At 42.4% G+C, this 12,545-nt stretch carries 9 protein-coding genes; 5 read left to right on the plus strand and 4 right to left on the minus strand.

Going from position 1 to position 12,545, the window contains the following annotated elements; genetic code table 11:
- Window positions 1-26: 26 nt before the first annotated feature.
- Window positions 27-938 carry a LysR family transcriptional regulator gene (locus tag ABE28_RS10905; protein ID WP_064465183.1) on the minus strand — a complete coding sequence of 304 codons (912 nt, stop codon included), beginning with the start codon at window positions 936-938 and terminating at the stop codon, window positions 27-29.
- A gap of 317 nt (window positions 939-1,255) precedes the next feature.
- Between ABE28_RS10905 and ABE28_RS10910 the strand changes: the two genes are divergently transcribed.
- Together ABE28_RS10910 and cysI are read left to right on the plus strand one after the other, a co-directional pair.
- Entirely contained in the window at window positions 1,256-3,070 is a 1,815-nt protein-coding gene (locus tag ABE28_RS10910; RefSeq protein WP_064465182.1) for an assimilatory sulfite reductase (NADPH) flavoprotein subunit, read from the plus strand.
- 27 nt (window positions 3,071-3,097) lie between these two features.
- Window positions 3,098-4,816: an assimilatory sulfite reductase (NADPH) hemoprotein subunit gene (gene cysI / locus ABE28_RS10915; RefSeq protein WP_064465181.1), complete on the plus strand. Its 1,719-nt coding sequence runs from the start codon at window positions 3,098-3,100 to the stop codon at window positions 4,814-4,816.
- 61 nt (window positions 4,817-4,877) lie between these two features.
- Here cysI and ABE28_RS10920 read toward each other — a convergent pair whose 3' ends face one another.
- Genes ABE28_RS10920 through ABE28_RS10930 form a run of 3 tightly spaced genes read right to left on the minus strand, consistent with a single transcriptional unit; the run spans window position 4,878 to window position 8,596 of the window.
- Window positions 4,878-5,963, minus strand: a complete 1,086-nt coding sequence (locus ABE28_RS10920) for a Ger(x)C family spore germination protein (protein ID WP_064465180.1) — start codon at window positions 5,961-5,963, stop codon at window positions 4,878-4,880.
- Complete coding sequence (locus ABE28_RS10925) at window positions 5,960-7,051, minus strand: GerAB/ArcD/ProY family transporter (protein WP_064465179.1); 1,092 nt, start codon at window positions 7,049-7,051, stop codon at window positions 5,960-5,962. The genes ABE28_RS10920 and ABE28_RS10925 overlap by 4 nt, the downstream gene beginning before the upstream one ends.
- Window positions 7,052-7,069: 18 nt before the next feature.
- A complete protein-coding gene (locus tag ABE28_RS10930) occupies window positions 7,070-8,596 on the minus strand; it encodes a spore germination protein (protein ID WP_257390772.1) in 1,527 nt (508 codons plus the stop codon).
- Window positions 8,597-8,828: 232 nt separating this feature from the next.
- Between ABE28_RS10930 and ABE28_RS10935 the strand changes: the two genes are divergently transcribed.
- From ABE28_RS10935 to ABE28_RS10945, 3 genes are read left to right on the plus strand one after another with little or no spacing between them, the layout of a single operon-like run.
- Window positions 8,829-10,259, plus strand: a complete 1,431-nt coding sequence (locus ABE28_RS10935) for a spore germination protein (RefSeq protein WP_083232038.1) — start codon at window positions 8,829-8,831, stop codon at window positions 10,257-10,259.
- 5 nt (window positions 10,260-10,264) lie between these two features.
- Window positions 10,265-11,350, plus strand: a complete 1,086-nt coding sequence (locus ABE28_RS10940) for a GerAB/ArcD/ProY family transporter (RefSeq protein WP_257390810.1) — start codon at window positions 10,265-10,267, stop codon at window positions 11,348-11,350.
- Window positions 11,347-12,459, plus strand: a complete 1,113-nt coding sequence (locus ABE28_RS10945; RefSeq protein WP_064465177.1) for a Ger(x)C family spore germination protein — start codon at window positions 11,347-11,349, stop codon at window positions 12,457-12,459. Before ABE28_RS10940 ends, ABE28_RS10945 begins: the two co-directional genes overlap by 4 nt.
- Window positions 12,460-12,545: the final 86 nt, after the last annotated feature.

The following is a 12,545-nucleotide window of genomic DNA, read 5'->3' on the forward strand; positions in this document are numbered from 1 at the left end:
TCCTGACAGGAACTTGTAGAATGATGTTACTTATCAATCGGTCTCGCTTTTAATGGCCACTTCTTGTTCAATTCCCTTATGAAGGTCTTTACATTTTTTTTTTCTTCCATGATGGGTGAATAAACATAGGAAAGCGTTCTGTTAAAGGACTCATTTTTCAACGGTATGATGGAAAGGATGTTATTTTGGACATCCCGCTCGATGACACTTCGGGAGAGGAGGGCGAGCCCTGATCCATGTTTGATCAATGTTTCCTTGATTCCTTGATTGCTGCTGATGGTAAGGATGGATTTAATTTTCAGACCATTCGAACGTATGACGTGGTTAAGGTATTCACGTGTGCCGGATCCGACTTCCCTTGTTACCCACGCTTTGTCATGCAAATCGGCAATTGCCACATCATCTTGGCAAGCGAGCTCATGGTCGTTCGATGAAACGATGAATAATTCATCTTGCATAAAGGGATGTACGGAAAGCTCTTTTTCATTCGTTTGCCCTTCAATCAACCCAATGTCGACTTTATATAACCGGACGGCCTGAACTATTTCTTCGGTGTTTCCGATAACGACTTGAAGCTCAAGTTCTGGATAGTCCTCTTGCAGATCAATGAGCAAGGAAGGCAATATGTATTCACCAATCGTAAAACTTGCACCTATTTTCAATTCACCCTTGATCGACCTATCATGTTCCTGAATGTCTTGGATCGTCTGTTCATAGATAGCGATCATTTGTTTAGCCCGATCGTATAGGATTTCTCCCGTCAAGGTGACCTTCAAAAATTTAGGTGAACGGAGGAATAATTTCGTTTGAAACTCTTCTTCTAATTTTTTTATGTGCAAACTAACACTTGGTTGTGACATAAGGAGAATTTCGGCTGTTTTTGTAAAATTTTTGACTTCCACAAGCGTCACAAAAGTTTTTAAAGCATCATAATACATCGCAATACTCCCTTTATTATTAATATTCTTAATAGTAGCAATAAATTATATATATTTTACTAATGATGTACCCTCGGGTAAAGTATTATGAAGAACTTATTTTAGAATTATTGGCTAATCAAGGCCATCATCCTTAATCGTATCATTATTCAGCAAACCAAGAGTACCTGTTCCCTCCATGAATGAACGGAAATTTCTGAATTTTTTTATAGTTAAAACCGACTTGGTCTATAGGAGTAAAAGAGTTAATTCATTTCATGGAGTGAATGAAATAAACAGTCTAAGATAAGTTCATATTCCTTTGTGAGGTGGAAATCGTGCAACTTCAGGTAAGTAACAGTCCTTTTAATCAGGAACAGGCAGAGCTTCTGAACAAGCTCCTGCCCGGCTTGACAGTAAACCAGAAAGTATGGCTGAGCGGTTATTTGACAGCATCTTTGTCAGTTTCCGAATCAATTGCAGCGCTTGAGCCGGTGAACGCAGCTCAAACCGATGTCCAGGAAATATCTAAAGAAGTTACGATCCTTTATGGTTCACAGACGGGCAATGCACAAGGGTTGGCCGAGAATGCGGCAAGAACGTTCAAGGATAAAGGCTTTCAAGTAACGGTATCATCGATGAACGACTATAAGGTGAACAACTTAAAAAAAGTCGAGAATCTCTTAATAGTCGTTAGCACACATGGAGAGGGTGACCCACCGGATAACACGATTTCCTTCCACGAGTTTCTACATGGAAGACGGGCAAGCAGGCTTGAAAATCTCCGTTTTTCCGTATTGGCGCTTGGTGACAGCTCATATGAATTTTTCTGTGAAACGGGGAAACAATTCGATGCGCGCCTGGAAGAGCTTGGAGGCACGAGGCTTTTCCCGCGAACGGATTGCGACCTTGATTACGATGAGCCCGCGGCTGAATGGCTCGAAGGCGTCATTTCCAGCTTAAGCAAAGCGCAAGGAATTTCTGCTGCACCTGTCATTGAAACGCTGGCACAAACGGCTGAAACTACATATACAAGGACAAATCCGTTTAAAGCGGAAGTGCTGGAAAACATCAATTTGAACGGCAGAGGCTCCAATAAGGAGACACGCCATGTCGAGTTATCGCTTGAAGGCTCTGGACTTACGTTTCAGCCTGGGGACAGCCTTGGTGTTTATCCGAAGAACGATTCAGCTTTAGTGGATATGCTCCTTCATGAACTTAATTGGGACCCAGAAGAAATGGTGAAGGTCAATAAGCAGGGAGATCTGCATTCATTCAGGGAATCGCTCATCTCCTGCTTTGAAATAACCGTTTTAACAAAATCATTGCTAGAGCAAGCGGCGCTGATTTCAGGCAATGACGATCTAAATGCGTTAGTGGCTACAGGAAATGAAGCTAAACTAAAGGAATATCGCGAAGGCAGAGATTTGCTTGATGTTATCCGTGACTTTGGCTCATGGGGAGAATCGGCACAAGAATTCGTCTCCATCCTCAGGAAAATGCCAGCCCGCCTTTATTCCATAGCAAATAGCTTAACCGCCTATCCGGATGAAGTGCATTTGACAATCGGAGCGGTTCGCTACGAAAGCCATGGCCGTGAGCGAAATGGCGTCTGCTCCATTTTATGTGCCGAGCGATTACAACCAGGTGACAGTCTGCCCGTTTACATACAGCATAACCAAAACTTCAAGCAGCCGGTTGACGCGAATACACCAATAATCATGATTGGTCCAGGGACGGGCGTTGCTCCATTCCGGTCGTTCATACAGGAGCGCGAAGAAACGGAAGCAAGCGGGAAAACATGGCTCTTTTTCGGTGATCAGCATTTCGTCACGGACTTCCTTTATCAGACGGAATGGCAAAAATGGTTGGAAACTGGAGCATTGACGAAGATGGATGTGGCCTTTTCGAGAGACACGAATGAAAAAGTGTATGTACAAAATCGGATGCTCGAGCATAGAGAAGAACTATTTCGTTGGCTGGAGGAGGGAGCTGTGATTTATATCTGCGGTGATGAGAAAAACATGGCCCATGACGTCCACCATACGTTGATCGAGATCATTAAAAAAGAGGGCCGGATGAGTCAGGCCGATGCACAAGCTTATCTGGATGTTATGCAGCAGAATAAACGCTATCAACGCGATGTGTACTGAAACTATCGATGAAAAGGAGATAACAACATGGTGAACCGACTATTAAAAGCACCTGAAGGACCGCCGAGTGATGTTGAGCAAATAAAAGATAGAAGCAACTATTTGCGCGGAACACTCGAAGAGGTGATGCAAGATCGCATTAGCGCGGGCATTCCGGATGATGATAATCGCCTGATGAAGCATCATGGCAGCTATTTGCAGGACGACCGCGATCTGCGCAATGAGCGCCAAAAACAAAAGCTTGAGCCAGCCTATCAATTCATGCTGCGTGTGCGCATGCCGGGTGGGGTGGCAAAGCCTTCACAATGGCTTGTCATGGATGAACTTGCCCAGAAACATGGAAACGGGACCTTGAAATTGACCACAAGACAGACCTTTCAGATGCATGGCATATTGAAATGGAATATGAAAAAAACGATTCAGGAGATTCATGCTTCCATGCTCGATACCATCGCCGCATGTGGCGATGTCAATCGGAACGTTATGTGCAATTCGATACCCTTTCAATCTGAAATCCATTCCGAAGTATATGAATGGTCGAAAAAATTGAGTGATTATCTATTACCTCGCACAAGGGCGTACCATGAAATATGGCTGGATGAAGAAAAAATTGCGGGGACTCCTGAAGTGGAAGTCGTGGAGCCGATGTATGGACCGTTATATTTGCCAAGGAAGTTTAAAATAGGCATTGCTGTACCTCCATCAAATGATATAGATGTGTATTCACAGGATCTGGGCTTCATAGCGATTGTTGAAAGCGGAAAACTGGTTGGATTCAATGTAGCGATCGGGGGCGGTATGGGAATGACCCATGGTGACAAAGCGACATATCCCCAATTGGCTAAAGTAATTGGCTTTTGTGAACCGGACCGAATCCTTGATGTCGCGGAAAAAGTCATTACGATTCAGCGTGATTATGGAAACCGTTCGGTCAGGAAAAATGCCCGGTTCAAATATACCGTTGATCGCCTTGGGCTGGAACCGGTAAAGAATGAATTGGAAAATCGCCTGGGGTGGCACTTGGACGAAGCGAAAGCTTACCATTTTGATAATAATGGTGACCGCTACGGCTGGGTGAGAGGCTTACAAGGTAAGTGGCATTTTACCCTATTTGTCGAGGGGGGGCGAATTGCCGATTGGAAAGAGTACAAACTGATGACAGGCATCCGGGAAATTGCAAAGATTCATACAGGTGATTTTCGGCTGACTTCGAATCAAAATCTGATCATTGCCAATGTATCAAGCCAGAAAAAGAAAAAAATCATTGATTTGCTTGAAACATACGGTTTGACGGATGGGGCCCACCATTCTGCCCTCCGCCGAAGCTCGATAGCTTGTGTGTCACTCCCAACATGCGGACTGGCAATGGCGGAAGCGGAACGTTATTTGCCGGTTCTGCTTGATAAAGTGGAAACCATCGTTGATGAAAACGGATTGAGGGATGAAGAAATCACGATACGAATGACCGGCTGCCCGAACGGCTGTGCCCGCCATGCACTTGGGGAAATCGGTTTTATCGGAAAAGCTCCTGGCAAGTACAATATGTATCTCGGTGCGGCATTCGATGGTAGCCGGCTGAGTAAAATGTACCGGGAAAATATCGGAGAAGCCGAAATATTGAAAGAGTTGCAAGTCCTGCTCTCCCGTTTTGCAAAAGAACGGGAGGAAAGAGAGCATTTCGGTGACTTTGTCATCCGTGCCGGAATCATAAAAGAAGTGACCGATGGAACGAATTTTCATGATTGATCATTACAAGAAACGAGACGGGCTATGAATGCCTGTCTCGTTTTTATATATGTCTGTCCATTTATTCCGAAACACCAGTTTGAAGGATGTCAGCTTTGGCTTCTACATGAATGTCCATGTTCGGATAAATGCTTTTCCATTGCTTATACGTCATTCTTTTATTTTTGGCGTGGAATTTTTCTTTTAAGCCAATAGGATCAATGTTACGTTTTTGAAAATCTTTAATGAGCCTGGTTGCTTGTTTCGTTAAATCAGCTTCCATATCTTGCTCGATTTTCTTGATCATTTTTCGATTGGTAAGATTGTCACTTCTCATGGACTCTTTAATTTGTCCTTTTATCTTGAGCTTTATCGTCATCGAAGGATGGCTCTCTGAGCCTGATATATGGTAACTCGTACCACTACGGATACTTTCCACGACAATATCGCTCTTATTCTTATCATCTAATTTAAATTTGTATATACCTCTTCGATGAGATTGAACTAAGGTTTTGAAAACGAACATATCTCTAGTATTCACTTTACTGACAATTTTGTTTTCATGAAACAGGGCGACGCCGGAAACAGCCACATCATTACCGCGCTTTTTTATTAAAGGGAGATAGGCATCACCGCCATTTTCCAAGGAGTTACCTAAAAAAAGATGGAGGTTGGTGTCCGGTCCGTTCCCTGTATCATTTTGTTGATTGATTAAGTTCGATAAATAAATCCCGATATTCACATTCGAATTGGATGGCTTTGTACGGATGATATCTTTGACCTTTCCTTCGACGATGACGAGAAGAACCCTGTTACCAAGCTGAGGCTCACGATATAGATAGTCGGTCAGTTCTGTCATCCCGATTTTATGAACGATTTTTTCACTGAATAAAACGATGCGAGTCTGTCCGAGCAACACCGTTTTATCTGCTTTTTTTGAAACGGCAGCCTGCACATCACTCGTCGTCGATGAGGTACCGGTCAAGATTTGGTATTTCCCCATTTTATCTTGTTGGAAGATAGGGATGACGAACATTCCTTCAATCCTATCATCCTTTATCATATCGTAGCCGATTGCCTGGGACATATTAACCTCGTCGACGACTCGTGGCTGGGCACAGCTGCAAAGAATGGAAATAGTGAAGAGAACAGGAAGTGATTTTCTCATGAACGATTCCTCTTTTTCTTAAAATAGATGATCACCAAAAGAAGAGGCAGGTACGAAATAATGAAGATCACGCCGTAAGGATTGATGATCTGCTTCAAATAATTGATTGAATCCATATCAAAAAAGAAAATGTTGATAATCAGGATGATAAGGGACATTCCCAATAACGGGTACTTTTGCGGTACATTGAACAATCGCTTGACCCCCCTGCTGGCAGCCCACAAGGAGATGGTCATGTTAGGTATGATGATGATTGCCCACCAAGATACATCGATATATTCAAAGCGTTGAATGAAGGGGAATTCAACGATGCTAGTCATGGAGAGTGTCGGCCATATCGTCATGACCAGCTGTTTCTGTGAATAAAAAACAATTGAAACCACATAAATGAATAAGGTGATCAACGTGGTCGTCAAAGCTCCTCCGTGTGCGTATTTTTGAGAAGCTGCTGCATTTTTGATGAAAGGGTAAAACATCAGGATCAATTCAAATCCAATCAAGGTTAATGACGTATTTTTCGTTCCTTCCCATATTTCCAAAATCGAATGATCGAAAATCGGGAGTAAATTAGTGAATTCGGAGTACTTCATGGCATAGAAAAAAACAAATAAAAGCCAGTAGGTCAACAACATACTTAAAAAGGAAATGCCGGTAATCGTTCGGAAACCACCTGTATTTATATAGTAAATCAGGATGAGGAAGACGAGAGAAAACGACCAGGCTGGAACTTCTTCAAACATCCAAACATGTATCACCTGAATATAGCTGATCATGACCGTCAAACCGAGAACCCAAAAGTAAAAAATGAAAAGCAGACTGATGGATTTCCCGATCCATTTCCCGAAGGCATGATGATTTGCGTCAATGATATCCCCTGGCACAAGACTGAAAATCTTATAGATCACCCATATTAGGGAATGGACGATCAATCCGGCCAGGAGTATTGAAATCCAGCCATCCGTTCCTGTCGACTTTGCCAAAATTCTTTGGAAGCTGAGCACACCAATTCCGGTTTGCATTGAATGCACTAAAAAAAATACATAGAATGGTTGTATTTTATACTTTTCATTTACATGAGCGTGGGTCATATGGAGCCCTCATTAAATTCATTCATTAAAATCATTTTTTTTGATGATTTTCTTTTGCGGTTTTGGTTGCCTTGCTGTATTCTCTGTTCGTAAATTGATGGGGCGCGATTTAAAAAAATTAAAAGGGAGGCGCACGAAGCTATCTTTCCAATCCTTTAAGTGAAAGGGATAGATAGGCTCAAGGTATGGGTGTCCCATCGATGTCAGCTTAATAAGGTGTGTCATTAAAAATACGGCCGAAATGGTAATACCGAGCAGCCCCCAGATTTGGGCGCCTACTAAAAAAGGGAAGCGCAGTAAACGGATGGCATTGCCCATTTTATAAATGGGGGTGACAAAGGAAGCCAAGGCAGATAGAGCAACGATGATCAACAGGATATTACTGGTCAGTCCTGCTACAACAGCGGCTTGTCCGATAACGATACCACCGACGATACCCAATGTCTGCCCTACTTTGGTTGGTAGCCTTGCGGCTGCTTCACGTAACAATTCAATCGAAATCTCCAAGAACAATGCTTCAATCAAAGGCTGGAAGGGGATTAAATTTCTTGACGTGACGATCGTTTCCAAAAGATCTTTAGGAATCAGTTCATAATGGTAAGTCAGGACAGCTACATATAACGGCGTTGCGAATATGGAAAAAATGACCGCGAAAATCCTTAGTAAACGAAATGCCGAGGCCGGCACCCATGGCATGTTATAATCTTCCATCGTAATGAAGTACTCCAACAAAATGGTTGGGGCAATCAAGGCGGAAGATGACCTATCAACGATCATGGCCACTTTGCCTTCTGCCAAAGCGCTAGCGATCCGATCGGGCCTTTCCGTGTATAGAAAAAGGGGAAATAGTGTACTTGTATCATCATAAAGCATTTGCGCCAGATGAGAGCCATCCAAGATTTCATCAAAGTCCACTTCATTGATGCGCTGGATGACAGTTTCGACATTTTCCTTGTCGACGATTCCATCAATGGACAAGACTGCCACTTTTGTTTTAGATAAAGTACCCACGGTCAATTGAGTTACTTGCAAACTCGGTAAAGGCAGCCTTTTCCTGACGAGATTCAGATTGATATCGATATCCTCGACAAAAGCTTCCTGCGGACTTATGATCCCGAATTCTAGTTCCGGTTTATCAACCTGCCGCCCATGTTGGGCAACAACATTTATCAACAAACACTCATCAAGATTTGCATCTAGCCTTATCGCGATATTCCCTCTCATTATTCTTTCTTCTACCACGGTCTTCGTACTGGTGATGAGCGTGTCCTCGATTGGAATACTATCTTTCAATTGCTCCAAGTTGATTTGTTCCATAGTTGGTATCACTGACAGTACACTTTTGTGAAGCTCCTGTGCATCAATTAATGAACGATAATACGATACCCAATAACCTACACCATTATATGAACCTTGATGGTTTATAAAATCATTGGATGTAGAAAAGGAATTGAATAGATCGCGTATTTCAGAAGTTTTATTGATGTTATCATCGTTATCCAATTGTTGTGTGCTGCCTTGTTTGGACTTCCTGCGATTAAACAATGCTGTCACCTCATATCTCATGCTTATGGTGGTTATCATTTGCAATTAAATGACAGATTAACCATTTTAGATTGAATTCAGTATTTTCGGGAAAGGGGAAATGGGCTTCAGCGGGAATGAAGCTAAGCGGATGAAGCTTCTATTCAATCGCCAAAGCACCATTTCCATTAGAATAAAAAATTGAAAAAAGAGGAAGCTAAACAAATATTACTCACTTTAAAAGGAGTTTACTATGGGAAGTAAAATCTTGCATAAAAAATTGGATCAAAAGCAGGGGGAAATGAAATCTATTTTGGATATGCAGGATGATGTGGTCTTTAAAGAGGTGTACATTCCAAGTTATGATTGCTCCGGATTATTTGTATTTGTCAATGGGACGATGGATTATCCAGCCTTCAATGAAATCGTCCTGGACTTATCGGCGGCAAAGGTTGAATCGAGCCATCCGGTTTCAATCGAGCAATTGGTCCTTTCCAAGATCTGTTCGGTAAATGAAGAAGAAGTAAAATCGTATGAAAAAGCCAAGGAGTATATTTTTGATGGGAAAACGCTCTTATTTATAGATGGAATCGCAAATGGCTATGTTTTGAACCTAGAAAGAGAAAAAACGCGCAACTTCACTGAACCATCAACAGAGCGGGTTGTACGCGGCCCGAAGATGGGCTTTATCGAAAGTCTCAAGGAAAATATCGGTTTGATTAGGCAATACTCCAGCCACCCCAATCTTATCATCAAGCAGCAGAAGGTAGGAACGTTGGAAAAGCGGGATCTTGCTTTGATGTATTACGAGGGCAAAGCAAGCGATGGATTGTTAAAAGAAGTGAACAAACGATTAGAAGATGTAAAGGAAACGGATCTTCAGGATTCAGGGATGCTTGAGGAATTAATTGAAGATACATCGTATTCCCCTTTCCCGCAAATCCAAAACACGGAGCGGCCGGATAAAGTATTGGCAGCCTTGCAAGAGGGAAGGGCGGTAATCATGATTGACGGTTCCCCATTTGCTTTGATGGCTCCTACGACCATGACGATGCTGCTGCAATCTCCTGATGATTATTATGAAAGATGGGTAGCTGGATCTTTTTTGCGGATCCTTCGATATTTTTCCCTTTTTGTTACCGTTTTTCTATCAGGAATCTATATTTCCTTGGTTTCGTTCAACCCTGGATTGCTGCCGACTGAACTGGCTATGACCATCGCAGGAACGAGGGAAAATGTTCCGTTTCCTCCTTTTGTAGAGGCCATCATCATGGAATTGACGATAGAACTGCTTCGAGAAGCAGGCATACGCCTGCCTGCCCCCATCGGTCAGACAGTTGGATTGGTCGGAGGTGTCATCATCGGACAGGCAGCCGTTCAAGCGAATATAGTGAGTTCACTCATGGTCATCATCGTTGCCATTACGACAATCACATCCTTTACTGTGCCGCAATACAGCTTTGGACTGGCGTTCCGGGCATTGAGGTTCGGTGCGATGATTTTCTCTGCGGTTCTAGGTTTATATGGAACCACCTTATTTTTTATCCTCGTGATCAACCATTTGTCTAAACTGACAAGCTTTCAAGAGCCTTATTTTCAACCGATGGATTTCATTGGCGGCAAGACTTGGAAGGATGCATTTTTCCGCTTACCGAAACGGAAAAAAGGGAGGCGACTCTCTTGAGCCAGGTGGATGGGAAAATTCTTAGTGGAGAATTAGCTGCAATCATTTCATGCAGCATGTTAGGAATCGGGATGTTGACGCTTCCAAGGACGATAACGGAAAAAGTTCATTCGTCAGATGGCTGGATTGTCCTGATTCTTAATGGACTGCTTATTGCAGTGTTCGTTTGTTTACTTGTTGCTATGCTAAAAAAACATCAGGTTACCAATTATTTTACATACATGGAAGAGGCATTTGGAATCTGGTTATCTAAAATTGTCGGCCTCCTAGTCGTTTTGTACTTTATTGGCGTGGCTAGCTTCGAAGTGCTTGCCATGAGTGAAATGGTCCGATTTTATCTATTGGAGGATACCCCCGAAGAAATCGTGATTCTTACCTTGATTTTAGCAAGTGTCCACCTTTTGACAGGGAAAATTAAAGCGATAGCCAAAGTGTGCGTCTTTTTTCTGCCTCTGACCATTGTCATCGTCTTATTCATTTATTTGCTAAGTGTTAGGGTGGTCGATATGAAAAATATACAGCCTGTCCTAAGTAAAGGCCTTTTGCCCGTTATGAAAGGGATGGGCTCGGGCGCGTTGTCCTTTTTTGGAATCGAGCTTTTCATTTTCCTTTTTGGTGTCGTGAAAAATCAAAACAAGGTCAAAAGCGGGGTTTTACTAGGTTTTTTCATTCCCGTGATCTTATATGTAATTACATATATTCTAGTAGTGGCTACATTGTCTGTACCTGAAGTTAAAGCGGTTACTTGGCCAACGATATCGTTTATACAATCGTTTGAAGTGAAGGGGATATTCATAGAGCGCCTGGAGTTATTTCTATTGATCACCTGGATTCTTCAGTTTTTTTGTACACATGCCATTTACTATTATTTTGCAGCTGAAGGAATGACGAGGATTTTCAAAAACGCTTATACAACAAACTTGATTGTCCTCGTTCCTGTCGTTTTTATCCTGTCGGAAATTCCTAAAAATACAATCCAGATTTTTAAGATGAGCGAAATGCTGGGCTATGTCTTCCCCGTTATCTTGATTGGCTTGCCCGTTATTGCATTCGTTATCGTTCAAGTGAAAAGGAGTAGGAGAAGCCGATGAAAAGGTTATGGGTGTTCTTGCTTATACCATTGCTTTCTGGCTGCTGGGACAGTGAAAACATTGAAGAATTATCCCTTGTGGTGGGAGTGGGAATCGATTTAAGTAAAAACAAAAACGAAATTATGTTAACACAGCAAATTCTCGTGCCTCCTGGGTATAGCCTGCAGGAAAATCAGGCAAAATTAAAATTTAAAAATGTCACCGTCAGTGCCAAAACGCTTCATGAAGCAATTAGGGATTCCTTGCTTCTAACCAATACGGTTTTGACCAATCATCAGCGGATCCTGCTCATCAATGAAGAAGTTTTAAGGGAAATCCCCATGGAAGCGATCATTAATCAGTCGATACGTGATAACAATACTCGAAGAAGCTGCTTTATATTTTTAACCAAAAGACCGACGAAGGAAATATTGCAGAGAGCGGATGACGGAGAGATTCCTTCTAATGTGATTTATGATCTGAAAGATAATGAAAAGCGAACGAATAAAATCCTTCCTACCTTAACATTGGGTCAGGCATCCTCCAGCTTACAATCAGATGGAAGCTTCGCTATCCAGGCCGTTGATATAAAAGGGGGGAAATTAATATTGCAGGGTGCAGGGGTGATCAACAATTCAAAGCTGGTTGGCCTCATGAATAATAAGGATATCGAATCCCTGAACTGGTTGAATGGATCTGTGAAGGGGGGAATAATTGAAGCGGTCCATCACGGTGCCCCTTTCAGTGTGGAGGTCGATAAGAGGAGAAGACGGAAAATCACGACGGAATTGAACGGAGATCAATTGACGATCAACATCTCTGTCGGGTACACAGCTAGACTTTCGGAAGATTGGTACGACAAGGAAAATTCTTTCAAAGAAAGCTATTTAAAAGAAGCGGAGCGTAAGGCGGAGGAGAAGGTGAAAAAAGACGTCGAAAAGATTATTTGGAAATTACAGCATCAATACAAAACGGGCGTAGCCGGATTGTACCGTTATGTGGAAAATCAGCATCCTAAGTTTTGGGAGAAAAATAAGGAGAAGTGGGACGAAATATTCAGTGAAGCTGATATCAAATACCAAGTCGACTTAAAGATTATTGATTTTGGCTCAAAAGGTGGCATTAAATGATCGTTCAAAAAAACCTTCTGAAGAGAAGGTTTTAGGCTTGAGGCAAACTCGGAAAAAGAGGCTGAGTCGGGAGTTGGGTGGCATTT

Source organism: Peribacillus muralis, assembly GCF_001645685.2.
GTDB classification, from domain to species: Bacteria; Bacillota; Bacilli; order Bacillales; family DSM-1321; genus Peribacillus; species Peribacillus muralis_A.